At 38.5% G+C, this 25,026-nt stretch carries 26 protein-coding genes; 24 read left to right on the top strand and 2 right to left on the bottom strand.

All coding sequences use genetic code 11. From position 1 onward, the window contains the following. The first annotated feature begins 21 nt into the window (after positions 1-21). The 4 genes from cpu_RS11610 to cpu_RS11595 are packed head-to-tail and all read left to right on the top strand — an operon-like array spanning position 22 to position 2,340. On the top strand, positions 22-303 hold the full coding sequence (locus cpu_RS11610; protein WP_075860138.1) for a DUF5665 domain-containing protein: 282 nt from the start codon (positions 22-24) through the stop codon (positions 301-303). A 14-nt stretch (positions 304-317) separates the two neighbouring features. Beyond that, complete coding sequence (locus cpu_RS11605) at positions 318-968, top strand: TraR/DksA C4-type zinc finger protein (RefSeq protein WP_075860137.1); 651 nt, start codon at positions 318-320, stop codon at positions 966-968. Positions 969-979: 11 nt separating this feature from the next. Continuing rightward, positions 980-1,414, top strand: coding sequence for a signal peptidase II (lspA, locus tag cpu_RS11600; protein ID WP_075860136.1), 435 nt, complete (start codon positions 980-982; stop codon positions 1,412-1,414). Positions 1,415-1,419: 5 nt separating this feature from the next. Next, a complete protein-coding gene (locus cpu_RS11595; RefSeq protein WP_075860135.1) occupies positions 1,420-2,340 on the top strand; it encodes an RluA family pseudouridine synthase in 921 nt (306 codons plus the stop codon). Here cpu_RS11595 and cpu_RS11590 read toward each other — a convergent pair. Beyond that, positions 2,333-2,794 carry a bifunctional nuclease family protein gene (locus cpu_RS11590; protein WP_075860134.1) on the bottom strand — a complete coding sequence of 154 codons (462 nt, stop codon included), beginning with the start codon at positions 2,792-2,794 and terminating at the stop codon, positions 2,333-2,335. The genes cpu_RS11595 and cpu_RS11590 overlap by 8 nt on opposite strands. Positions 2,795-2,996: 202 nt before the next feature. Here cpu_RS11590 and pyrR point away from each other — a divergent pair, with 202 nt between their 5' ends. The 9 genes from pyrR (at position 2,997) to pyrE (ending at position 13,111) form a co-directional block, all read left to right on the top strand. Further along, positions 2,997-3,548, top strand: coding sequence for a bifunctional pyr operon transcriptional regulator/uracil phosphoribosyltransferase PyrR (gene pyrR / locus cpu_RS11585; protein WP_075860133.1), 552 nt, complete (start codon positions 2,997-2,999; stop codon positions 3,546-3,548). Between the two features lie 105 nt (positions 3,549-3,653). Next, positions 3,654-4,589, top strand: a complete 936-nt coding sequence (locus cpu_RS11580) for an aspartate carbamoyltransferase catalytic subunit (protein WP_075860132.1) — start codon at positions 3,654-3,656, stop codon at positions 4,587-4,589. Then, positions 4,573-5,850: a dihydroorotase gene (locus cpu_RS11575; RefSeq protein WP_075860131.1), complete on the top strand. Its 1,278-nt coding sequence runs from the start codon at positions 4,573-4,575 to the stop codon at positions 5,848-5,850. The genes cpu_RS11580 and cpu_RS11575 overlap by 17 nt, the downstream gene beginning before the upstream one ends. A 16-nt stretch (positions 5,851-5,866) precedes the next feature. Continuing rightward, entirely contained in the window at positions 5,867-6,934 is a 1,068-nt protein-coding gene (carA, locus tag cpu_RS11570; protein WP_075860130.1) for a glutamine-hydrolyzing carbamoyl-phosphate synthase small subunit, read from the top strand. Between the two features lie 11 nt (positions 6,935-6,945). Next, positions 6,946-10,140: a carbamoyl-phosphate synthase large subunit gene (gene carB / locus cpu_RS11565; RefSeq protein ID WP_075860129.1), complete on the top strand. Its 3,195-nt coding sequence runs from the start codon at positions 6,946-6,948 to the stop codon at positions 10,138-10,140. A gap of 11 nt (positions 10,141-10,151) precedes the next feature. Then, positions 10,152-10,922 (top strand): dihydroorotate dehydrogenase electron transfer subunit, encoded by a 771-nt coding sequence (locus cpu_RS11560; RefSeq protein ID WP_075860128.1) that lies wholly within the window; start codon positions 10,152-10,154, stop codon positions 10,920-10,922. Then, positions 10,919-11,839, top strand: coding sequence for a dihydroorotate dehydrogenase (locus cpu_RS11555; protein WP_075860127.1), 921 nt, complete (start codon positions 10,919-10,921; stop codon positions 11,837-11,839). Before cpu_RS11560 ends, cpu_RS11555 begins: the two co-directional genes overlap by 4 nt. Beyond that, a complete protein-coding gene (gene pyrF / locus cpu_RS11550; RefSeq protein ID WP_075860125.1) occupies positions 11,836-12,558 on the top strand; it encodes an orotidine-5'-phosphate decarboxylase in 723 nt (240 codons plus the stop codon). Before cpu_RS11555 ends, pyrF begins: the two co-directional genes overlap by 4 nt. After that, positions 12,545-13,111, top strand: a complete 567-nt coding sequence (gene pyrE, locus cpu_RS11545) for an orotate phosphoribosyltransferase (RefSeq protein ID WP_075860124.1) — start codon at positions 12,545-12,547, stop codon at positions 13,109-13,111. Before pyrF ends, pyrE begins: the two co-directional genes overlap by 14 nt. On the opposite strand, the gene cpu_RS11540 is transcribed toward pyrE, so the two are convergent. Beyond that, a complete protein-coding gene (locus cpu_RS11540; protein ID WP_075860123.1) occupies positions 13,072-14,793 on the bottom strand; it encodes an Rqc2 family fibronectin-binding protein in 1,722 nt (573 codons plus the stop codon). The genes pyrE and cpu_RS11540 overlap by 40 nt on opposite strands. 135 nt (positions 14,794-14,928) lie before the next feature. Here cpu_RS11540 and dapF point away from each other — a divergent pair, with 135 nt between their 5' ends. The 11 genes from dapF to fmt all read left to right on the top strand — a co-directional run bounded on the left by dapF (position 14,929) and on the right by fmt (position 25,026). Then, the gene (gene dapF / locus cpu_RS11535; RefSeq protein WP_075860122.1) at positions 14,929-15,753 is read left to right on the top strand and encodes a diaminopimelate epimerase; all 825 of its coding nucleotides are present in this window, start codon (positions 14,929-14,931) and stop codon (positions 15,751-15,753) included. 41 nt (positions 15,754-15,794) lie between these two features. Beyond that, positions 15,795-16,967: an LL-diaminopimelate aminotransferase gene (locus cpu_RS11530; RefSeq protein WP_075860121.1), complete on the top strand. Its 1,173-nt coding sequence runs from the start codon at positions 15,795-15,797 to the stop codon at positions 16,965-16,967. Between the two features lie 69 nt (positions 16,968-17,036). Next, positions 17,037-18,215, top strand: coding sequence for a pyridoxal phosphate-dependent aminotransferase (locus cpu_RS11525; RefSeq protein ID WP_075860120.1), 1,179 nt, complete (start codon positions 17,037-17,039; stop codon positions 18,213-18,215). A gap of 12 nt (positions 18,216-18,227) precedes the next feature. Beyond that, complete coding sequence (locus cpu_RS11520; RefSeq protein ID WP_075860119.1) at positions 18,228-19,094, top strand: YicC/YloC family endoribonuclease; 867 nt, start codon at positions 18,228-18,230, stop codon at positions 19,092-19,094. A gap of 13 nt (positions 19,095-19,107) precedes the next feature. Then, on the top strand, positions 19,108-19,371 hold the full coding sequence (gene remA / locus cpu_RS11515; RefSeq protein ID WP_075860118.1) for an extracellular matrix/biofilm regulator RemA: 264 nt from the start codon (positions 19,108-19,110) through the stop codon (positions 19,369-19,371). Between the two features lie 16 nt (positions 19,372-19,387). Further along, positions 19,388-20,002 carry a guanylate kinase gene (gmk, locus tag cpu_RS11510; RefSeq protein WP_075860117.1) on the top strand — a complete coding sequence of 205 codons (615 nt, stop codon included), beginning with the start codon at positions 19,388-19,390 and terminating at the stop codon, positions 20,000-20,002. Beyond that, the gene (rpoZ, locus tag cpu_RS11505) at positions 19,999-20,205 is read left to right on the top strand and encodes a DNA-directed RNA polymerase subunit omega (RefSeq protein ID WP_075860116.1); all 207 of its coding nucleotides are present in this window, start codon (positions 19,999-20,001) and stop codon (positions 20,203-20,205) included. Before gmk ends, rpoZ begins: the two co-directional genes overlap by 4 nt. A 13-nt stretch (positions 20,206-20,218) precedes the next feature. Beyond that, positions 20,219-21,418, top strand: coding sequence for a bifunctional phosphopantothenoylcysteine decarboxylase/phosphopantothenate--cysteine ligase CoaBC (gene coaBC / locus cpu_RS11500; RefSeq protein ID WP_077177327.1), 1,200 nt, complete (start codon positions 20,219-20,221; stop codon positions 21,416-21,418). Between the two features lie 37 nt (positions 21,419-21,455). Continuing rightward, on the top strand, positions 21,456-23,612 hold the full coding sequence (gene priA / locus cpu_RS11495) for a replication restart helicase PriA (protein ID WP_075860114.1): 2,157 nt from the start codon (positions 21,456-21,458) through the stop codon (positions 23,610-23,612). A 13-nt stretch (positions 23,613-23,625) separates the two neighbouring features. Further along, positions 23,626-24,084, top strand: coding sequence for a peptide deformylase (def, locus tag cpu_RS11490; RefSeq protein WP_075860113.1), 459 nt, complete (start codon positions 23,626-23,628; stop codon positions 24,082-24,084). Continuing rightward, positions 24,085-25,026 carry a methionyl-tRNA formyltransferase gene (gene fmt, locus cpu_RS11485; RefSeq protein WP_075860112.1) on the top strand — a complete coding sequence of 314 codons (942 nt, stop codon included), beginning with the start codon at positions 24,085-24,087 and terminating at the stop codon, positions 25,024-25,026.

The following is a 25,026-nucleotide window of genomic DNA, read 5'->3' as shown; positions in this document are numbered from 1 at the left end:
AATTTGAAAGCAGGGGTTGTGATGGAGAGTGATAAGTTAACCGCTGTAGTGGAGAAATTAGTGTTAAAACTGGAACAAGTTAAAATTAAAGAATACGTGGAAATGCTTGAACATCCCGGAAGGCTAATTTTTTTAAATTTTCTTTTAGGAGTTGGTCGGGGGGTTGGTGCGGCAGTTGGTTTTTCAATAGTAAGTGTTGTCTTAATTTATTTTTTAAAACATCTGATGGTTTTAAATTTACCTGTAATAAGTGATTTTATAGCTCAAATTGTCAAGCTTGTGAGTTTAAAGCTTGGCTATTAAAAGGAGATAGGGAAATGGAACTGGCAAAATTTAAAAAACTTTTATTGGAGCAAAAGGCGGAGTATGAATCGAGATTAGCTGAATTTAAAAAAGTTAAAGAAGTGCCTTTTTTTGAAAATATCCAGGAGCTTTCTTTTTATGATAATCACCCCGGGGATTTAGGTAGCGAAAGCTTTGAAAGAAGTAAAGATTTAGCGCTGCTTGATAATTTGCAAGTTAAACTACGTCAGATAGATGAGGCCTTGGCTTTGCTTTCCCAAGGAAAATACGGAGTATGTATCGATTGTGGCCAGAAGATTCCGGAAGAAAGGCTTCTTGCAAATCCCGTGGCAATTCGTTGCGTTGATTGCCAAAAGAAGGTTGAAGAACGAACTGTTCCTTCAATTAGACCGATCGAGGAACAAATTCTTTCCCCTTTTCTGGAGAAATTTAATCTTGATAATACCACTCAGACGATGTTTGATGGCGAAGATTCCTGGCAGGCGGTAGCTAGCTTTAATTTAAGGGAAAATATTTTTTATGAAGATTTACCCCCTGAAGAAAATAATAATAGTGTTGAAGAGGTTGATTCAATCCCCTATGAAGTTGGGGATAATGGAGTATTTTATCAAAACTATAGAGGTTTAGATGATGAAGGTAAACCACGGGAATACCATTTAAAGTGAGGTTGAAATAGGTGTTGTATTTTTTAATTATTTCTTTTGTGTTTTTTTTACTAGACCAATTGTCGAAATATTATATTATAAAAAATTTTGCAATTGGACAGTCGCTCAATTTATTACCGTTTTTAAGTATTACCCATGTCAAAAATCCTGGAGCAGCTTTTAGTTTATTACCCTATCAAACAGAAGTATTTATTGTAATAACTATTTTTGTATTAAGCGGTATCCTTATTTATCTGGTGGTAACTAAAAACAGAAACCGCTTGCTTTTAACTTCTTTAGCGCTTATTTTTGGTGGGGCCTTGGGGAATTTTTACGACCGTATTACCCAGGGGCAAGTTACGGATTTTCTGGATTTTCATTTTTGGCCGGTCTTTAACTTAGCCGATAGTTTTATTACCATTGGGCTGTTACTTTTTACGTACCAGTATTTATTTAAGAAGGAGTAGTAAAAATGGAAGCTGAAATTAAAGTTATGGTTAGCGCTGAGTTTAACGGCTTTAGGCTTGATAAATTTTTAGCGGAACAAGAGGAATTAGATTTATCGAGAAGCTTTATTCAAAAATTAATTGCTGAAGGTAGAGTTAACGTTAATGGAATAAATAAGAAAGCAAGTTATAAGGTCAAAGGGGGGGAGATCATAACGGTAGTAATTCCTCCCCCACATAAGCTTACCGTGACTCCTGAAAAAATACCCTTAGATATTATTTACGAAGATGAGGATTTGGTGGTAGTAAACAAAAAAGCCGGCATGGTAGTCCATCCCGCTGAGGGAAACTGGGAAGGCACACTGGTAAATGCCCTTCTTTATCATTGCCAAAACTTATCAGGGATTGGTGGGGTATTGCGGCCGGGAATTGTTCACCGCTTAGATAAAGATACTTCGGGTTTACTGGTGGTAGCCAAGAATGATTTAGCCCATCAGTCGTTGGCCGAACAAATAAAAACAAAAAGAGCTATCCGGGAGTACTGGGCAATCGTCCATGGTTTACTAAAAAACAAAAAAGGATTAATTGACCTACCAATTGGTCGTGATCCCAGAGATAGGCAGAAGATGGCTGTAGTGTCTCACGGGAAACCTGCCCAAACAGAGTATTTTGTCCTGGAAGAGTTTAAAAAAGGTTTTACTTTAGTTAAGGCCAAACTGTTAACGGGACGGACTCACCAGATAAGAGTACATTTTAGCTATCTTGGTCATCCGGTCTTGGGGGATCCCAAGTATGGAGCTAAAAGTAACCCCTTTGGTCTAAAAAGACAAATGCTCCATGCTTTAAAACTTTCTTTTACTCATCCCCGTTCGGGAGAATTATTGGATTTTACTGCTCCGCTACCGGAAGACTTTCAAGAGGTTCTGGAGAAGTTAAGGATTAATTAAGGCTTTTTTTCCATTCTTCAAGTAAGGGTTGAAGTTCTTTATCGAGATCTTCTGGTAAATTTGTTATAGGATAAGTAGATAACTCAACTTTTTCCGTAATGTAAATTGGAGCTTTAAAATAAAGGGCTAGAGCAAGTCCATCGTTTATTCGGCAGTTATAAAATTGTTCTTTTCGGCCTTTTAACACAGAGAGGACCGAAAACACTCTGTCCGCAAGGATATCAGTTATAGTTAATTTTTTTACTTTTAAATTATTAATTTTTAAAATTTCCAATAAAAGATTATAAGTTTCCGGTTGGTCGGGAATAAAATTTTCTAAAGAAAAAAGAATAGGTTCTAATTCTTTAGGGGTAAGGAAAAGAGGGAGAACAAACTCTTGATTTTCATCTACTAAAAGCACCACCGGATTCATTTCTCCATCAAAGACAATAGTATGAAATGCTACTTTCTTCATTTTAATTCCTCCTTTTAGCGACAAATAATTTCGCTCTTCAATAAAGATATTCCTTCTTGACAACTATAATAAAAACTGTTAATCTTAGAATAACTGAATGACCTTTAAACTAGTCCGGTGAGGCTGGTAAGGGTTTAATAACGATATTATAAACCTGCATACGCCTCCCGTGTGCAGGTTTTAATTTTTTGGAGGGATAAAAATGAATCTTAAGACCAAAGCTAAAATAATGGATGAAGATGGGGTAAGACGAGCAATACGGAGAATTGCTCACGAAATCGTGGAAAAAAATAACGGTGTGGAAAATTTAGCTTTAATTGGGGTAAGACGACGGGGTGTTCCTATTGCCCAGAGAATTGCTGAAGAAATTAAACAGTTTGAAGGGGTAGAGGTACCGGTTGGTATTTTAGATATTACTCTCTACCGGGATGACCTATCTTCCTTAAGCCACCAACCGGTAGTTCATCAAACGGAAATAAATTTTCCAATAACAGGTAAAAAACTTGTTTTAGTAGATGACGTTTTGTATACGGGACGTACTGTGCGGGCAGCTCTTGATGCTTTAATGGATTTAGGTAGGCCAATGTTGGTACAACTAGCAGTTTTAATTGATCGGGGACATAGAGAAATACCGGTTCGCGCTGATTATGTGGGGAAAAATGTTCCAACCTCCAAAAAGGAAGTTATTCATGTTCATTTAGCTGATATCGATGGGGATGATGCGGTTTATATAATGGAAAAAGAAGATGAGTAGTAAAAGGCGACCCTTTTAAATAGGTCCGGAGAGGCCTAAAAGGGGTTGACGTACTTTGTTAACTCCCGGGGCCTTCCGGGAGTTTTTTTATAAGGAGGTTTTGGAGTGAAACGAAAACATTTACTTGGCCTTCAAGAACTGTCGGCAGAAGAAATTAATACGATTTTGGATACGGCTCGTCCAATGCGAGATATTATTATGAGGGATATTAAAAAAGTTCCAACATTAAGGGGAAAAACTGTAGCAACGCTTTTTTATGAACCATCAACTAGGACCCGCAGTTCTTTTGAATTAGCGGCGAAGTTTTTAAGTGCTGATACTTTGAGCTTAAACGTGGCGGTAAGCAGTGTCCAAAAGGGCGAATCCCTGATTGATACTGTTCGAACCATAGAAGCTATGGGAGTTGAAATATTAGTGGTGCGGCATCAGCAATCGGGAGTTCCCCAGTTTATTGCAGCCCATACCAAAATGTCAGTAATAAATGCCGGGGATGGATTTCACGAACATCCGACGCAGGCTTTACTTGACTTATATACAATAAAACAAAAATTTTATAAAATTAAAGACCTTAGAGTTGCAATCATTGGGGATATTTTTCATAGCCGGGTTGCCCGCTCTAATATTTGGGGGTTACTTAAACTAGGGGCAGAAGTTACCGTATGTGGACCGCCTTCGCTAATTCCGGTAGAAATATCTAAACTAGGAGTTAGGGTAGAAACAAACTTAGACCGAACTCTGGCCTGGGCAGATGTCATAAATGTTTTAAGAATTCAAAAAGAACGGCAGGATAAAGGCTACTTAACGGGCTTTGACGAATACCGGGATTGGTATGGAATTACCCGGGAAAAATTAAACCAGCTGCAAAACAAAAAAATATTAATTCTTCATCCTGGACCGATAAACCGCGGAGTGGAAATCGATGACTATGTAGCCGAAAGCCCGCAAGCGATGGTTAATGAGCAAGTAACCAATGGTGTAGCAGTTAGGATGGCGGTTTTATACCTGTTAGCGGGGGGAAGCGATAATGGCGTTACTATTTAAAAATGGCAATGTAATAGTGGGGGCAGATCAAGCCATTAAAAAATTAGATATCTTAATCGCTAAAGGACGAATTGTCGAAATAGCACCGGAGATTAAACAGGAAAAAGTAGAGGTTATTGACCTTGAAGGTAAATATTTAATCCCAGGGTTAATTGATATGCATGTTCATTTTCGTGACCCAGGATATACCCATAAAGAAGATATTAATTCGGGAAGTAAGGCTGCTCTAGCCGGTGGCTTTACCAGCGTTTTAATGATGCCCAACACTGACCCTCCGCCGGATAATCAAACCGTTGTTTATTACTGGAAAGAAAAAAGTAAAACTATCCCTCTAAATATCTTGTTTTCCGGTTGTCTTACCAAAGAAAGAGCTGGGCGGGAATTAAGTAAGCTACACGAACTTAAAGAAGCAGGAGCCGTTGCGGTTACCGATGATGGCAATTGGGTTACCGATGGGGCGTTATTAAGACATGCTTTGGAATACGCTAAAGCCCTAGAACTTTTAGTAATAACTCATGCGGAAGAACCGACGCTAGCTAATGGTGGTGTTATGAATGAGGGGTTCTGGTCAACGGTTTTGGGATTAAAAGGGATCCCAAAGGCCGCGGAAAACGTTGCCCTTTACCGGGACCTGCAAATTGCCAAATTAACGGGGGCGAAAATTCATATTGCTCATCTAAGCACTGCTGAAGGCGTTCAACTGGTGGCAGCAGCCAAACAAGAGGGAATTACAGTTACAGCTGAAGTTACTCCCCATCATTTAGTCTTAAATGATGAAGCTCTTAAAGATTATAATACAAACTTTAAAGTAAATCCTCCTTTAAGAAGTTTAGAAGACCAAAACGCTCTTTTAAAAGGATTGCTAAATGACAGTATTGATGTAATAGCTACTGATCATGCTCCTCATGCTCAATACGAAAAACTGGTGGAGTTTAATGATGCTCCTTTTGGCATGGAAGGTTTAGAAACTGCCTTTCCGGTGCTTTTTACCGAACTTGTAGCTTGTAAAAAAATTACCTTGGAAAAGCTTCTCACCAAGATGACGATAAATCCAGCTAAAATACTACAGTTAAAGGAACAGGGGGAAATTAAAAAAGGATATATCGCTAATTTAACGGTAATTGACCCCAGGCTGGAATTAAGAGTTACCAGTGATCTTTTAGTAAGTAAATCAAAGAATAATCCTTTTCTGGGGAAGGTCTTAAAGGGTTGGCCAGTGATGACAATTTATCAAGGAGAAATAGTTTACCAAAGAAAATAGAAAGGAGGGCACCGGGTTGAAAAAAGGGGTGCTAGTTTTAGAAGATGGATCTTTGTATGAGGGAGAGATTTTTGGTTATACTGGAGAAAACTTTGGTGAAGTGGTATTTAACACTGGAATGACAGGATATCAAGAAATTTTAACTGATCCCTCCTACGCCGGACAAATTATTGTTATGACTTACCCCCTAATTGGGAATTATGGCTATATTCCCGAAGACAGGGAAAGGGAGAGAAGTTTTGCCCGGGGCCTAGTAGTGAGGGAATTGTGTGATTATCCTAGTAACTGGCGTAAGCTGGAAAGATTGGAACAATTTCTTTATGAGGAAAAAATCATTACATTAGCGGGAGTTGATACTCGGGAAATAACTAAAAAAATTCGTTTTCACGGTGTCATGAAAGGTATTATTTCGGTTTTTCCAGAAAAATTAGCAGAATATAAAGAGAAGGTAAAATCTTTACCGGATATTTCCGGTCAACAGCTTGCTTATCAGGTGGCAGGAGATAAAATTGCTTATTATCCAGGTCAAAAACCCCGCTTGGTTTTAGTTGATTATGGGGCTAAAAATAGTATTTTGCACTCGTTGTTAAAAAGAGGAGCAGAGGTATACGTGGTGCCACCTAAAACTTCAGCCGAAGAAATATTAGCTCTTTCCCCGGAAGGATTAGTATTATCAAATGGTCCAGGGGATCCGGAAGATTTACAGGAAAGTATTTTAATTATAAAAAAGTTAATTGGCAAACTTCCAATATTAGGAATTTGTCTTGGCCATCAACTGCTGGCGTTAGCCCATGGAGCCCAAACTTATAAGTTAAAGTTTGGGCATCGTGGCAGCAATCATCCTGTTGTGGAAATCGATAGCCAAAGAGTATTTATTACCTCTCATAATCATGGTTTTGCGGTAAAAGAAGAGAGTTTAGCCGGAACAGGTCTTAAAGTTTGGTTTCGCAATTTAAATGATAATACCATTGAAGGTTTACGGAATAACCAGGATAAAATTCTCTCCGTCCAGTTTCACCCGGAAGCGGCTCCGGGACCTAATGATGCAGATTTTATCTTTGATTTGTTTTTAGAACTGCTATAAGGGGGGTACTCATGCCAAAAAGAACAGATATCCAAAAAGTTATGGTAATAGGCTCAGGACCAATTGTCATAGGACAAGCGGCGGAATTTGACTATGCTGGTACCCAGGCTTGTCGGGCTTTAAAAGAAGAAGGCTATGAGGTGGTCTTAGTTAACAGTAATCCAGCAACCATAATGACTGATGCCAATATTGCCGATAGAGTTTACCTTGAGCCTTTAACGGTGGAGTTTTTAGAGAAAGTTATTGTAAAAGAAAAGCCTCAGGGAATTGTCGCAACTTTAGGCGGTCAGGCGGGATTAAATTTAACTTTTGAGCTCTTTGAAAAGGGCATTTTACAGCGGGAAAAGGTTCAAATCCTTGGGACCTCTCTCTCAGCTATAAAAAAAGCGGAAGATCGGGAGCTTTTTAAGGAAACTATGCAAGCCATTGGAGAGCCGGTTCCAGAAAGTGCGATAGTCACCGATGAAGAAGAAGGTCTGAGCTTTGCTCGAAGTATTGGTTATCCAGTGATTATTCGCCCGGCTTATACCCTTGGGGGTTCTGGAGGAGGAATTGCGAATAACGACCATGAGTTTTTGGAAATATGCAAAAGAGGGCTTAAACAAAGTTTAATTCACCAGGTATTGGTGGAAAAGAGTGTTGCGGGCTGGAAAGAAATTGAGTATGAGGTTCTAAGGGATTCTAGGGATAATGCAATTATAGTTTGTAATATGGAAAATATTGACCCGGTAGGGGTGCATACCGGAGACTCAATTGTGGTAGCTCCTTCCCAAACTTTAGCCGACAAAGAATATCAACTTTTAAGAAATGCGGCGTTAAAAATCATCCGTGCTCTTAAAATAGAAGGTGGCTGTAATGTTCAGTTTGCCTTAGACCCAAATAGCTTTAAGTATTATGTAATTGAAGTAAATCCTAGAGTTTCTCGTTCCAGCGCTTTAGCATCTAAAGCAACAGGGTATCCCATTGCCAAGGTTGCGGCAAAAATTGCCGTAGGGCTAACACTACCAGAAATTACCAATGCTGTAACTGGTAAAACCACTGCGGCGTTTGAACCAGCTTTAGACTATGTAGTAGTAAAAATACCCCGGTGGCCTTTTGATAAGTTTAAGAGTATGGATAAAAGAATTGGTACTCAAATGAAGGCAACCGGTGAGGTAATGGGAATTGATCGAACTTTTGAAGGGGCTTTAAATAAAGCATTACGTTCATTAGAAATAGGTGTTGCTGGTCTTTTTAAGAAAGACTTGGATCCTACTAAACTTGAGGAAAAGCTAAAATACCCTGATGATGAGCGCCTCTTTTATGTGCGAGAAGCAATACTTCTAGGTTATAGCTTAGAGAAACTTCATAAACTTACAGGAATTGATGAGTTTTTCTTGAAAAAAATCGAAAATATCGTACGGTTTGAACAACGGATTGCTCAAGAAGAGTTAGCCCCGGAACTTTTATTGCAAGCAAAGAAAATGAATTTTTCCGACCGAGAAATTGCTGGCATTAAAGGGATGAAAGAAGAGGAAATAAGAAAATTACGGGAAAAATATGGGATAAAACCGGTATATAAAATGGTTGACACTTGTGCGGGAGAATTTGAAGCCAAGACTCCTTACTTTTATTCTACTTACGAAAAGGAAAATGAAGCCAGGGAAGTTACTGGCAAAAAAGCCTTGGTTTTAGGTTCTGGACCAATACGTATTGGTCAAGGAATTGAATTTGATTATTGTTCGGTACATGCGGTTTGGACATTAAGGGAAGAAGGATACAATGCAATTATCATTAATAACAATCCAGAGACTGTTAGCACTGATTTTGATACTTCCGACCGCCTGTATTTTGATCCGTTAACTTTTGAAGATGTGATAAATGTCATTGAAAAGGAAAAGCCAGAAGGGGTAGTGGTTCAATTTGGTGGGCAGACGGCTATAAATTTAGCCAAACCGCTCGCCCAGGAAGGAATAAAGCTTTACGGCAGTAGTATCGAGGCCATCGATACGGCTGAAGACCGGCAAAAATTTGACGCGTTTTTAAATATTTTAGGATTAAAACGACCCGCAGGAAGAGGAGTTTATACTATTTCCCAGGCAATTGAAACTGCAAAAGAAATAGGCTTTCCGGTAGTGGTACGTCCTTCATATGTCTTAGGAGGGCGGGCGATGGAGATTGTTTATGACGAAGAAGAATTAAAAAGTTATATGAGCTGGGCTGCCCAAATTTCGCCTGAACATCCGGTATTAATTGACCGCTATTTGGAAGGTTTGGAAATAGAGGTTGATGCTTTGGCAGACGGTTTTGAAGTTTTTATCCCGGGAATTATGGAACATATTGAACGGGCAGGGGTACATTCCGGGGATAGTATCGCTGTTTATCCTACCCTTCATTTAAACCCTGAGATGATTGATAGAATTTATGACTATACCAGGAAAATCGCCTTAGGTTTAGGAATTAAAGGGCTTTTAAACATTCAGTATGTGGTCTTTGAAAATGAACTTTATGTTTTAGAGGTAAATCCTAGGGCCAGTAGAACAATTCCTTTTTTAAGTAAAATAACGGGTGTTCCGATGGTTAAAATTGCAACACTGTTATCCTTGGGTAAAACCTTAAAGGAAATTGGTTATAAAGGAGGAATTTTACCACCGAGAAAATTGTGGGGCGTAAAGGCTCCAGTTTTCTCCTTTGCTAAACTTACCAATTTGGATGTAACTTTAGGACCAGAAATGAAATCTACCGGAGAGGTTATGGGGGTGGCGGAAACGTTTCCCGAAGCCCTTTATAAAGCTTTAATTGCAGCGGGAATAAAAGTGCCGTTAAAAGGCACTGTGCTGGCAACTATCTCCGACCGGGATAAAGAAGAAGCGTATCCGATTATTAAAAAATTTACTGACCTAGGATTTAGAATTTTTGCTACTGAGGGTACTGCAAGCTTTCTAGCCAGTAAGGGATTAGAAACGGTAAAAGTAAAAAAACTCTCTGAAGGCACTTATAATATTCTTGATTTGCTGCGTGATGACCAGATTCAGTTGGTTATCAACACCTTAACCTCCGGTAGCCAACCGGAAAAAGAAGGGTTTAGAATCCGCCGTACGGCGGTGGAATTGGGTGTTCCCTGTCTTACCTCTTTGGATACCGCCAGAGCTATGGCAAATATGTTAGGGTACTTGTTGAACAAGGAAGAAGAAATTAAGGTTTATGCTCTTCAAGACTACCATTAAGGAGAGAGCTTATGCAGGATTTAAAAGGTGTAGTGGTGGATAAACAGTTTATAACCGAGGAAATTTTTAAACTAAAAGTCTACCTTTCGGAAAAAATTTTAGCTTTTATCGATCCTGGAAGTTTTGCCATGCTCAAAGTTGAAGCTAAAGGGGTTTATTTGAGGCGCCCCTTTAGCTTTGCTGATTTAGATATAAAAACGGGCATGGTAACTTTTTATGTAAAAGTGGTTGGTAGGGGAACAAAAGCTCTGGGAGAGATAAATCCTGGCCAAGAAATTAGTATGCTCTTACCTTTAGGCCGGGGTTTTACCAGGAGGCCTGGGAAAAGTCTTCTTATTGCCGGTGGTATTGGAGTAGCTCCTTTAAATTTTCTTGCCAAGAGAATAATTGAAGATGGAGGAAAAGTAAGCTTTCTCTACGGCGTAAGAAATGCTCGGCAGTTTATTGCTGAAATCTATAGTAAATTTAAAAAGGAGATGGAAGTGTATTGTGAAGAGCCGGGCTTGGGAAATCGAGGGTCAGTTCGAGACGGGCTTTTAACTAAAGAAATTATGGCTTATGACCAAATTTACCTTTGCGGACCCATGGGGATGTTAAAGGCTGTAAAACCAATTCTCAAAGACTTTCCAGGGTTAATTGAAGTTTCCTTAGAAAGCTATATGGCATGTGGTTTTGGGGCCTGCTTGGGTTGTGCGGTTCAACTAAAAAATAAAGATGGGATAATTTACAAAAAAGTTTGTCAGGATGGACCTGTATTTAATTTTAAGGATGTGGTTTTATGAGTCTTATGGTTAACATTGGAGAACTTACCTTAAAAAATCCTGTGATGCCAGCTTCGGGAACTTTTGGATTTGGATTGGAGTTTAAAGATTTTTTTGATTTAAAAAAATTAGGGGCATTGGTGGTAAAAACTATTACCAAAAATCCCCGGCTTGGCAATGTTCCTCCTAGAGTTTTTGAACTTTCGTCCGGGCTTATTAATTCTATTGGACTTGCCAATCCAGGATGGGAATATTTTCGTGAAAAAATTTTACCCCAAATCAAAGCCTTACATGAGGTATTAATTTTAAACATTGCCGGTGAAAGTGTAGAAGAATTTGTATTTTTAGCCAATGAGGCGCAAAAATTTGAGGAAATAAAAGCTTTAGAACTAAATGTTTCCTGTCCAAACGTCAAAAAAGGTGGCATGGCTTTTGGTACAGATTTGGAAGCACTTAAACAAATTGTTTCTGCGGTTAGAAAAATTTACCGAAAGCCCATCATTGTTAAGCTTACTCCAAACGTAACGGACATTACTATTTTTGCTAAAGCTTCCGAAAATGCTGGAGCCGATGCTTTAACTTTAATCAATACTTTTACCGGTATGGTAATTGATGTTAAGAACAAAAAACCGCTTTTGGGTAATTTTTATGGTGGTGTATCCGGCCCTGCTATTCGTCCTATGGCGATAAAAATGGTTTATGATTGCTTTAAAGCTGTTTCCATTCCCATAATTGGAGTGGGAGGTATTGATAGTTTAGATGCGGCGCTGGAATTTATTATGGCCGGGGCGACTGCTGTTCAAGTTGGAAGTCAAAATCTCGTTGATCCTGGGTTTTTGCCGCGGTTAGTTGAACAATTAGAGCTTTACGTGAAGGATTCAGCGTTAGGAAATATTTCTGAATTAACCGGGATTGTTCATCGGGGGGGAGAAGGATGAATGAAAAATTAATTGTGGCTTTAGACGTCCCTGATAGGATTCAGGCTTTGGAAGTTGTGGAGGAACTAAAAGACACCGTTAACTTCTTTAAAGTTGGGATGGAACTTTTTTACCGCGAAGGGCCAAGGTTAATTGATGACCTCAAAAATTTAGGCTTAAAGGTATTTCTGGACTTAAAGCTTCATGATATTCCCAATACGGTTTCCCGGGCGCTAAAAAATTTAATTAATCTGGGAATTGATATGGTTAATGTCCATGCCCTTGGGGGGCAGGAAATGCTAAGGGCGGCGTATAGGGTAAAAAATGAAGCTTTAAAGAAAAATTGTAAAGTTCCTATTATTCTTGGGGTTACTGTTCTTACGAGCATGAACCAAAAGGCTTTAGAGCAAATCGGTTTAAAAATTGAGCTTTCGCATTTAGTTTCTCTTTTAGCCAAGGAGGCCAAAGATGCGGGTTTAGATGGTGTGGTAGCTTCAGCCTTAGAAGCGTCTTTTATAAAAAAACTATGTGGGCAGGATTTTATCACGGTAACTCCTGGAATTCGACGTTTGGAAGATGGAAATTTTGATCAAAAAAGGGTTGTAACCCCCAAAAGAGCTTTAGAACTTGGGGCAGATTATTTAGTAGTTGGTAGGCCAATTGTGGCAGCAATGAACCGAAAAATTGCTGCTAAAAAATACTTGGAGGAAATGGCAGGTGGGCTAAATGGACATTTATAACTTATTTCTCGAAAAAAAAGCGTTATTAGAAGGACATTTTAAATTATCTTCGGGCTTACATAGTGATAAATATTTCCAATGTGCTTTACTAACAGTTGAACCGGAAATTTCGCAAAAATTATGTGAGATCCTTGCGGAAAAATTAAATTCTAGCAAAATAAAAGCGGATCTTGTAATTGGGCCGGCAATTGGCGGCATAATCCTGGCCTATGAAATGGCAAGAGTATTAAAGTTGAAAGCTTTGTTTGCCGAACGGGAGGACGGCATGATGCGGCTAAGAAGAGGTTTTACCATAAAACCTGGCGAAAAAGTTATAGTAGTAGAAGATGTGGTAACTACCGGGGGTTCTACCAGGGAAGTAATCGAATTAATAAAAAGCTTAGGGGGAGAGGTTGTAGCAGTTGCTTCCCTGGTAGACCGTAGCGGTGGAACTGTGGACTTTGGTGTACCTTTTGAGTCTTTATTAACGATTAAAGTTAAAACGTATGCTCCTGAAAATTGTCCCCTATGTGCTCAGGGTTTACCGGTGGTAAAACCGGGAAGTCGTGTTTGAAGTAGCTTTAAATTAGGGTCAACAAAAATTGTTTTTTCATGCTGGTAGATGACAAAACCTGGTTTTGCCCCAACTGGTTTATGGACGTACTTGCGCAAGGTATAATCTACCGGTATTTTTTTACCAAAGCGGGCGCGGCTAAAAGTAGCGGCAATTACTGCAGCTTCAAGGATTGACTGTTCATCAGGAACTTTTTCGCATTTTAAAATGACGTGAGCTCCAGGAATATTTTTAGCATGAAACCAGAGGTCATTATCTTTAGCTACTTTAAATGTTAAATAATCATTTTGCCAATTGTTTTTGCCCACATAAACTTTATTTCCATTAGATGTAGTAAAGGTTAAAAAATTGGGTGGAGTTTTTTTAAGCTTTTTGCTTTTAGGGTTATTATCTATACCTAATTCTTGTTTAATTTCTTCTAAGTCTTCTAAGCTTCGAGCATCTTCCACTTGAAATTGTAGGGTTTTATAATATTCAAGTTCTTCTTGGGTTATCTGTAATTGGGTCTGGGCTATGTTAAGCCCTTTTTTTGCTTTTTGATACTTTTTATAAAAAAGTTCGGCGTTTTCTATGGGTGATTTTGCCGGATCTAAGGAAATCTCAATTGGCGTTCCGTCCCAATTTTGAAGCTTTACCCTAGAACTACCCTTTGCGACTTGGTGCTGAAAAGCTAAGAGCAAGTCGCCAAAATTTTTAAATTCTTGAGCATTTTCATATTCTTTTATTTTAGCCTTTAATTCAACTATTCGTTCTTGAAGGTTTTTTAGTTTTTTATTAATGGCATTTTTTAAGGTAAGCGTAAGGCTATCAAACTCACGCCGATAACGATGGTATAAATAGTATTGAGCACTTACCTCACAAGGCGAGCCGGGCTGTTTTACAAAATCTTTTAAGGATTTAAGTTCAAAGGGTGCCGGGTAAAAGGGAATGTTATCATTGAAATATAAAACTGGCATGGGATTTTTGTTTACTAAAGATATCAATGTTGCATAAAGTTCCTCAATTTGCTGGGTGCTCAGTTCTTTACAGGGTGTATCCGCCTTTAAATTTGTAAGAAAAAAAACTTCTTTAAGTAAAAAGGTACCTAGACCAATGATATGTCTTTTAAAAAAATCTCCCAGGGTTAAATTGGGGCTTTGGATAAAAAGTCTTAAAAAAGTTTCTAACGTTAAATTATTAAGGAGAAAGGCTTCAGGCTTTGGCGGAGGAATATACGGTTTTCCTGGTAGTACTTCCCGGTACCGGCTTTGGTTTTCGCCATAACGCTTAATAGCATCAACGATAATAAAGTCTTGATTTACCAGTAAAAGGTTACTGTGTTTCCCCATAATTTCAAGAAATAAATACACTTTTTCTGCGGTTTTGGGATCTAAAAATTCTAGACAAACATTTCGTTCCCAAGGTGGAACTTCAATTTTAAAAAGCCTTTTTCCTAATAGGAAATTTTGACATGAGTTTAAAAAGGGAGTGGTCATTTTGGAAGCAAAAAGGGAACTTTCGGTGATAAAAATTGCTGCGAAGTCGTTACTCGCTGAAAGATAAAGGTAACTTTCTCCAAATTTTGGGTGAAAAAAGTTTAGCAAAATTGAAAGTTTATCTAAATAGAATATTTGGTCTACGCGGTGCCCTGTTAAGTTTTGCGCTAATTCTTCCACAACAGCTTTTAAGAGTAGATAATTCATTTAAATACCTCCCCATTTATCGTAATCATAAAATTATTTTTTGGCAAGTATACAGTTTTTCTTAAATTAGCGAGGTTGACGAATAATTATAAAAAAATTATTATAAAAAAAATGGTTTTTTTAGGGAGGTTTAAAATGGAGTTTTTGAAAATGCATGGTTTGGGCAATGATTTTGTGGTAGTGGATGAAATTACAAATCCTAGCTTAGCCAACCAAAGTCTCCCGGAATTAGGGCGAAAAATTTGTGACCGGCGTTTTGGAATTGGTGCTGATGGTTTAGTGTTGTTGCTTCCATCGTCTAAAGCTGATTTTAGGATGAGAATTATTAATTCCGATGGTAGCGAGGCGGAAATGTGTGGTAATGCTATCCGGTGTGTTGCCCGCTATTACGTTGAAAAATATAAGCCGACAAAAAGGAGTTTAGCTGTCGAGACTTTAGCCGGAATTATTAAACCTGAGGTTCTAGAAAATAACTTAGTGCGGGTAGACATGGGCCGACCAATTTTAAAACCACAAGAAATACCGGTTGCGGTAGAAGAAGAGCCGGTTAATATACCCATAGAAGTATTGGGGCAGAAGTTTTATTTTACTGCGGTATCGATGGGGAATCCCCATGCGGTGATTTTTGTTGATTCTTTGGCTAAAATAGAATTAGAAAAAATAGGCCCGGCAATTGAAACACATCCCTTATTCCCCCGTAAAACCAATGTAGAATTTGTGGAAATAGAAAATTCAAAAAAAGTTAAAGTCTTAGTATGGGAGCGCGGAGCTGGAGCAACTCTGGCTTGCGGGACAGGGGCTTCGGCAGTGGTGGTGGCTGGTCGAATTTTAGGTCATTTAACAGAAGCGGTAGAGGTAATATTGCCCGGTGGAAGTTTATTTATTAACTGGAACTTTGGTGAAAGTGTATATATGACTGGCCCGGCTGAGATAGTATTTCGGGGAGAATATTATTTATAATTTCTTGCTAATAGATATAAATTTGGGAAAGGAGATGCCAAATGCTAGAAGCAACACGAGTTAGAAATTTACCACCTTATTTATTTGCTCGTATTGAAAAATTAATTGCCGAAAAAAAAGAAGCGGGTGTTGATGTTATAAGCCTGGGAATTGGCGATCCTGATCAACCAACTCCTCAGCACATAATTGAAGAACTTTACCAGGCTGCCCAAAATCCTGAAAACCATCAATATCCTTCTTCAGTAGGAATGCTTTCCTATCGTCAGGCGGTAGCTTCCTGGTATCAAAGAAGATTTGGAGTGGAATTAAATCCTAAAACCGAAGTAGTATCGCTTTTAGGTTCCAAAGAGGGAATTGCTCATATTTCCTGGTGTTATGTTGATCCTGGGGATGTGGTCTTGGTTCCGGATCCAGGATATCCGGTATATGAGGGTGGTACTATATTAGCTGGTGGTACCACATTTAAAATGCCTTTAGACCCTAAAAAGGGGTTTTTACCTGATTTAGAAAGTATTTCGGAAGAGGTTTTCCGCAAAGCTAAATTAATGTTTTTAAACTATCCCAATAATCCTACCGGGGCAGTTGCCAATCTCGAGTTTTTTGAAAAAGCGGTTTTCTTTGCTAAAAAATATGAGGTGTTAATTTGCCATGATGCTGCGTATTCGGAAATTACTTTTGATGGTTATCGGGCACCAAGCTTTTTAGAAGTAAGAGGGGCGAAAGATGTAGCTATAGAATTTCATTCTCTGTCTAAAACATACAATATGACTGGCTGGCGGATTGGTTGGGCTGTAGGGAATGCTAAAGCGATTGATGCTTTGGGTCGGCTAAAGTCTAATATTGATTCCGGAGTATTTCAAGCTATTCAATATGCCGGTATTAAAGCTTTGGAAGGCCCCCAAGATGTGGTTGGCGAACTTTGTGAACTTTATGCCAAGAGACGGGATTTAGTAATTGACACCTTAAATAAATTGGGGTGGAATTTACAAAAACCAAAAGGTACTTTTTATATCTGGGCGCCAGTTCCCAAAGGATTTACCTCAGCTAGCTTTGCTGAATATTTAATTGAAAAAGCTGGAGTAGTGGTAACTCCCGGAAATGGTTATGGAACCGCCGGGGAAGGTTATTTTAGAATTTCTTTAACTCTAGCAACAGAAAGATTAATTGAAGCGTTAAAAAGAATAGAGCAACATTTAGGTAAAGTAGAATTTTAGTTTTTAATGTCCATCCCTCGGTTTTGAGGGAGTGGACTTTTTTCATGAAAAATTCAAGGGGTGAGATTGATGTTTTCAGAGCGCGCCAAACTAATTGGGGAGTCTCCAACTTTAGCAATTGATAAAAAGGCAAAAGAGCTTATAAATAAAGGGGAAAAAGTGATAAATTTTGGGGTTGGGGAGCCTGATTTCGATACACCGGAATATATAAAAGAGGCGGCAATTAATGCCTTAAAACAGGGGAAAACTAAGTATACTCCGGTGGGAGGGATTTCAGAGCTTAGGGAAAAAATAGCTGAATATGTGACCAAGCGAACCGGTTTAAAATATGAAGAAAAAGAAGTAGTGGTAACTTGTGGCGCCAAACATGGTCTTTATAATATTTTTCAAATTCTTTTAAACCCTGGGGATGAAGTTTTAATTCCCGTTCCCTACTGGGTAAGTTATGTTGAACAGGTAAAATTGGCGGGTGGAATCCCGGTTTTCGTTCCTACAGAAGAAAACTTTAAACTTAGACCAGATAAGTTAAAGGATTTTTTTACTCCAAAGACCAAGGCAATTATTTTAAATTCTCCTTCAAATCCTACGGGAGTTGTTTATTCTTTTGCTGAGTTAAAGAAAATTGGGCAGGTTATAAAAAACACGGATATATATGTCATTGCCGATGAAATTTATGAGCGAATTTATTTTAACGCAAAGCCAGAAAGTTTTGTAACTGCTAATCCAGAGTTAAAAGAAAAGACCTTTATTGTCAATGGTTTTTCCAAAAGCCACAGCATGACTGGTTGGCGTTTGGGTTATGTGGCTACTGCAAGTAATTATGCTTCTAAACTAATTGAGTTACAAAGTCACCAGACTTCTAATCCTACTTCTTTTGCCCAGTGGGGGGCGTTAGCTGCCTTAAATGCTGAAGATGAAAAGGTAGAACAGATGGTTAAAGAATTTAAAAAACGCCGGGATTATGTATTAGCTAGACTCCAGGAATTAAATCTCAAAGTTATTAAACCGGAAGGTGCTTTTTACATCTTTCCTCAAATAGACCAATATTTTGGGAAAAAACATTTAGGGCGGATGATAAATTCTAGTACCGATTTTGCCCAAATTATGTTAGAGTATTACATGGTAGCTATGGTTCCGGGAATTGCCTTTGGGGATGACCGTTTTGTCCGCCTATCCTATGCTTTGAGTCTAGAAGATATAAAAGAAGGATTAGACCGCTTGGCAAAATTTCTTACAAATTTAGAGTAGGGGATGTTTTGGATGCAAAGTATGACTGGGTATGGCCGAGCCGAAAGTATTTCCGAGTTTGGCCGCATTTTGGTAGAACTCAGGGGAGTAAACCATAAATATCTTGAAATAAATATTAAACTCCCCCGGCGTTATTTTTTTCTTGAAGAAAAAATCAAAAAAGTTGTTCAGGCTAAAGTTTTTAGAGGTAAGGTGGATCTTTTTGTCACAGTTGAAGAGGCATTAAGCAAAAATGTAAAGCTTGATGTGAATCTTGTTTATGAATATTATAACGAGTTAAAAAAAATTGGCGAAGCTCTGGGGCTAAATTCAGAAATTGAAATTGAGGATCTTTTAATGTTACCAGATATCTTTAAAATAACCGAACCGGAAGTTGACGAAGAGCTTCTCTGGAATTATTTTTTGGTTCCCTTAAATGAAGCTTTAGGGAAATTTGTAGCTATGCGTTGGGAAGAAGGTAGTCGTTTAAAAGAGGATTTAGAGGTAAAGATAAGTTTTATTAAAAACATAGTTTCCGAGTTAGAATTACGTGCCCCGGAACTTCCAAAAGAATATCGAGAAAAGCTTTTAAAAAAATTAAAGGACTGGGGGACAATTGATATTCCTGAAGAGAGGATATTACAGGAAGTACTTTTGTATACCGATAAAGTTAGTATTGACGAAGAGATTACCCGTTTAAAAAGCCACCTTACCGCTTTTCTGAGCGTTTTAAACGATCCGGGACCGGTTGGGAAAAAGCTGGATTTTATTATTCAAGAAATGTTTAGGGAAACCAATACAATTGGTTCCAAAGCTAATGACCTTTTTATATCGGAAAAAGTAGTAATTTTAAAAAGCGAGCTTGAAAAAATTAGAGAACAAGTTCAAAATATAGAGTAAAGGAGGGAAATTCGTGGAAATTAAGTTTATTAACATTGGATTTGGTAATATAGTATCGGCTAATCGCATCATTTCTATAGTAAGTCCAGAATCGGCTCCCATAAAACGGATAATTTCCGAAGCTAGGGACAAGGGAATGTTAATCGATGCAACTTATGGCCGCAGAACCCGGGCGGTTATTATAATGGATAGTGACCATGTGATTTTATCGGCAGTCCAGCCGGAAACGGTTGCTCATCGACTCACCAACAAAGAAAGTCAAGAGGAAAACTTTTAACAGAGAAGGAGAAACTATGCAGAAAGGAATGTTGTTGGTAGTTTCCGGGCCTTCTGGTGCAGGAAAAGGTACAATATGTCAGGAAATCCGGAAGAGAAATCCCAATCTTTTTTATTCCATTTCAGCAACTACCCGGGAAAAAAGAGTAGGAGAAATCGAGGGTGTCCATTATTATTTTATTGATCGTGCTAAATTTGAGCAAATGATTTCCAATAAAGAATTTTTGGAATGGGCAGATGTTTATGGCAATTATTACGGGACTCCCAAAAAACCAGTTTTTGAAGCATTAGCTCGGGGCCAGGACGTTATTCTGGAAATTGATATTAAAGGTGCAAGACAAGTAAAAAAGAGTTATCCCGAAGGGATTTTTGTTTTTATTTTACCTCCTTCTATAGCGATCCTTGAGGAAAGGTTACGTAAAAGAGGAACTGACCGCGAGGAAATTATTGCTAAACGGATGAAGATGGCTCGCGAGGAAATTGCTAATTGTGACTGGTATGATTATTTAATTTTAAATGATGATATTGACGCAGCTGTAAAAAGTTTAGAAGCGGTGATCATTGCAGAGAAATTAAGACCGAAAAGAGTTAATTATAAAGTTTTATTAGAAGGAGGGAGTTTAAAACGATGAATCAACCTTCACTGGATATTTTAATGCAAAAGGCTGATAGCCGTTATACTTTAGTAGTGGCTACTGCTAAAAGGGCTAGACAAATTACCGCCGGGGAAGCGAGCAAGATGAAGCATGTTTCAAATAAAGCGGTGACTATTGCCTTGCATGAAATTGGCAATGATCTAATTACTTATCAGCGTATTAAGTCCCAAAATAAATAAGGGGGAGCAATTAGTGGCTTCTGGCAAAATAATTTTGGGTATTACGGGGGGCATAGCCGCTTACAAAACGGTAGAGTTAGCCCGGGGATTAACTAAAAAAGGATATGAAGTGTATCCAGTATTAACTGCTGGCGCAGAAAATTTCGTAACTCCCCTTTCCCTGGCTACCGTTACTGGTAACAAAGTCTTAAAAGAAACCTTTACCGAAGAGGAACCAATTCTTCACATAAAACTAACCGATGAAGCTGACTTAATTATAATTGCTCCTGCTACAGCCAATATTATTGGTAAAATTGCCGCAGGGATTGCGGACGATTTATTAACTACTATTGTTGCTGCCAAAAATTGTCCGGTTTTGCTTTGTCCTGCTATGAATACGCGAATGTACCAAAATTCGATTGTGCAGGATAATCTAAACCGCTTAAAAGGACATGGTTTTTTTCTTTTAGAGCCAGATTCAGGGAATCTGGCTTGCGGTCATGAAGGCCCGGGGAGACTTCCAGAGGTGCAGCAAATTATTGCAGAGGTAGAAAAAATTCTAAGCGATAAATTGTTGACAGGAGTAAAGGTGCTGGTTACTGCTGGGCCGACACGAGAATATATTGATCCGGTAAGATTTATTACAAACAAAAGTTCTGGAAAAATGGGCTTTGCCCTTGCCCAAGCTTTTAGGGATTTAGGGGCCGAAGTATATTTGGTTTCTGGGCCTGTTAGCATAAAGCCGCCTTTTGGAATTACCTATATTCCTGTGGAAACTACGGAGGAAATGGCAAATAAGGTCGAGGGACTTTTTGAACAAGTTCATATTGTCGTTATGGCAGCAGCAGTGGCTGATTTTAGGCCTAAAGTTACCTACCAACAAAAATTACCCAAGGAAAATTCTACATCTATTGACTTTGTCAAAACCAAAGATATTTTAAAATCTTTGGGGCAACGGAAAGGACGAAAGTTTTTAGTAGGCTTTGCTGCCCAAACTCATGATCTTGAAAATTATGCTAGACAAAAACTTATTGAAAAAAATTTAGATTTAATTGCTGCCAATGATGTTTCAAGATCTGATGTGGGCTTTGATTCCGAGGAAAATGAATTATTGGTATTTACCAGAGATGGAAGAAAAATATTTTTTTCCCGCGAAAGTAAAAAGATTGTTGCCCAAAAACTTGCCCAATTAATTGGTGAAATGTACCTAAATAAACAAAACGAAAAAGGTTAAACCTTTTTCGTTTTTAATTATTTTAAGGGGGTAGTTTATGGCTACCTATGCCCAGGTTGCTTTATTGCGACCTTCCCGGTACTTGGACCTGCTTTATACCTATAAAATACCTTATGAAGCCAATGAAATTTCCATTGGGGCTAGGGTTAAAATAAATTTTAATAACCGTATTGAGGAAGGTTTTATCTTTTCGCTCTCAACAGAAAATACTTATCAAGGGGAAGTTAAACCTATTCTAGAAATTCTACCGAAAGATTTATGGCTTACCCCTGAATTAGTTGAGCTTATAAAATGGGTTTCCGAATATTATTTATGTTCGATAACGGAAGCATTAAATTTAGTATCTTCTCCAGAAAAAATCTACCTACCTTCTGAAGTATTATGTGCAGTGGTTGACGAACACCGTTTAAAACAAAAAGTTGAGAAAAGCAAGTGTTTAAAAAACGATAAAGCGCTCGCAAATTTACTAAAAGAAAAAAGTGGCTGGCTGAAAAACTCCGTTAGGGTACGAAAATTAATTGCTGAAGGATTGCTTACTGTCATAGAAAAGAAGTTACCTGCTCCACCAGAGATAGTGCTTTCGGATAGCCAAAGCAGTGTTTATCGGAGAATTGTTCACGATTTGGGAAAAGATTTTGTTGGGTTATTACACGGGGTTACGGGTAGCGGTAAAACGGAGATTTACTTAAAATTAGCCGGAGATGTTATTAAACAGGGAAAGCAAGTTTTGTTTTTACTGCCTGAAATTGGAATTACCACCCAAATGGTTGCGAGAGTAAAAAAATATTTCCCTGATCACACTTTAGTTTACCATAGCCGCTTAAATTCAAGGGAAAAGTTTTTTGTTTGGCATGAAGTGAGGCAAGGGAAACCGGTTTTGGTGCTAGGCCCCCGATCGGCTGCTTTTTTACCTTTTATAAAATTAGGACTGATTATCCTTGATGAGGAACACGAATTAAGTTATAAACAAGAAGAATCACCTAAATATCATGTGCGGGAAGTAGTGTACTGGCGGGCCAAAAGGTTAGGAGTACCGCTTTTGCTTGGAACAGCGACTCCATCCTTGGAAACATATGCAGCTGTTTTATCCGGGGCCATTAAATATTATCGTTTGGAAAAACGTTATCAAAATCGCCCCAGTCCTAAAATATTTATAGTTGATATGTTTAAAGAGGCCAAGGAAGGTAATACGGGAATTATCAGTAGAACTTTAAACCAAAAAATTGAAGAACGGCTAGTTAAAGGTGAACAGGTATTTTTATTTTTAAACCGTCGGGGTTTTGCTCCTACCATTATGTGTCGAAGTTGTGGCTATTTTTACCGATGCCCGGATTGTGATGTGGCAGTTACTTATCATAAGGAGGAAAAGAATTTTCAGTGTCATTATTGTGGTAAAAAAATTGTTGCCACCCGGAAATGTCCCGTTTGCCAAGAAAATTCTCTTGATTTGTACGGTTATGGAACGGAAAGGGTTGAAGAAGAATTACAGCGTTTGTATCAAGCTCGTATTTTAAGAGTAGATTATGATACAATGAAAGGTAAAGATAGTTATGAAAAAATAATTTTAGCGATGAAGAGAAAAGAAGTGGATATTTTAGTTGGAACGCAGATGCTTGCGAAAGGTTTCGACTTTCCCGATTTAACTCTAGTTGGGGTATTAAATGCCGATCAAAGCTTAAATTTACCGGATTTTCGTGCAGGAGAAAGAAGTTTTAATCTCCTAACCCAGGTAGCTGGAAGAGCCGGGAGGGGAATTGTTCCGGGAGAAGTGGTAATCCAAACCTTTAATCCGGAAAATTATGTTTTAAAAGCAGTAAAAGATGGTAATTATCAGCAATACGCGTTAAAAGAGCTCTTTAATCGAAAACTGGCGGGCTATCCCCCTTTTAACAAGATATTTAGGATAATTATTGCTGGAAGGGATGAGCAACTGATTTTAGAAGGGGCAAAATGTTTTGCAGATTTATTGAAATTTAACAGTGAACGATTAAAAGCCAATATCGAAATAATAGGGCCGGCATCAGCTCCCTATTATAAGTTAAAACGAAACTACCGTTATCATATTTTAATAAAGGGAAATAAAGGTAATATTGCCCGGGAGGTATTAAAGAATGTGGTTTTGGAGTTTAAAACCACAAGTTTTTACTCTAAATTAACTTTAGCCCTTGATTTAAGTCCACAAATCTTTTTTTAAAGGAGGCAAAAGAGTGGCGGTTTACAAAGTGGTGGAAATTGGTGATCCTGTTTTAAAAGAAATAGCCAAACCAATAAAAGAGATTACTCCAAATGTAATAAAGCTTTTAGAAAATATGGCAGATACGATGTATGCTTACGATGGGGTTGGCCTTGCGGCACCGCAAATTGGGGTTAGTAAAAGAGCAATAGTGGTAGATGTGGGCGAAGGTTTAATAGAGTTAATTAATCCTGAGATTGTGGCTTTTTCTGGCGAAGAAAAGGATGTGGAAGGTTGCCTTAGTATTCCGGGGGTACAGGGAGAAGTAGTGCGTTCCCAGAAAGTTACAGTTAAGGGTTTAAACCGGCACGGTGAGGAAATTATTATTTCGGCCGAAGGTTTATTAGCGCGGGCGTTTCAACACGAAATTGATCATTTAAATGGCATTTTATTTGTCGAAAAAGCGGATAATATTATAAGGAAGGGACGTTAAATGCGGGTTGTTTACATGGGAACCCCGGAGTTTGCAGTAAAGCCTTTAGAAAAGCTAGCTATACAGCATGAAATAGTCCTGGTAGTTACTAAGCCGGATACTATAGCTGGAAGGGGAAAAAAGCTAACTTCCTCTCCGGTTAAACTTTTTGCAAAAAAGCACGAATTAAAAGTTATAGAACCTTTAAGGCTTACCGCTGAAGTAGCTCAGGAAATTGCCAGTACAAAACCGGACGTTATTGTTGTTGCAGCCTATGGAAAGCTTTTGCCTAAAGAGATTTTGGCACTTCCTCCCTATGGTTGCTTAAATATTCATGCCTCCCTTCTTCCTTTTTACCGGGGTGCGGCACCTATTGAAAGATGCTTAATGGCTGGAGAAAAAGAGACAGGAGTTACTATAATGTATATGAATGAAGGGCTTGACACCGGTGATATTGCCTTACAGGAAAAAGTTTCAATTGAACCAGAAATCACCGGGGGAGAACTGCGGGAAATTCTAGCAACGTTAGGGGCGGACTTAATACTTGAAGCCTTAAAACAACTAGAGGTGGGACAGCTTCCCCGCATACCTCAAGACCACCGAATTGCAACATATGCTCCGCCCCTTAAAAAAGAAGACGAAATCATCAACTGGTACTTACCAGCGGAAAAAATTTATAACCAGATACGAGCGTTAAACCCTATACCTGGTGGCTTTACGGTTTTTCGCGGCAGAAAGCTTAAAATTTGGAAAGCAAAAATTTTTCAAAACAAACAAGTTTTTACACCGGGCGAAATTATCTTTGCCGACCGGATAAAGGGACTTCAAGTTGCTACCGGTGAAAATATACTGCAAATCCTAGAAGTTCAGCCAGAAGGTAGTAGAAAAATGACCTGGGAAAGCTTTTTAAATGGCTACAAACCGGTAAAGGGCGAAACCTTTTCAAGTCTAAGTTGGGGATAA

It is taken from the genome of Carboxydothermus pertinax, from assembly GCF_001950255.1.
Classification (GTDB): domain Bacteria; phylum Bacillota; class Z-2901; order Carboxydothermales; family Carboxydothermaceae; genus Carboxydothermus; species Carboxydothermus pertinax.
Note: the sequence above shows the minus strand (reverse complement) of the source record. Positions and strands in the feature narration are given on the sequence as shown.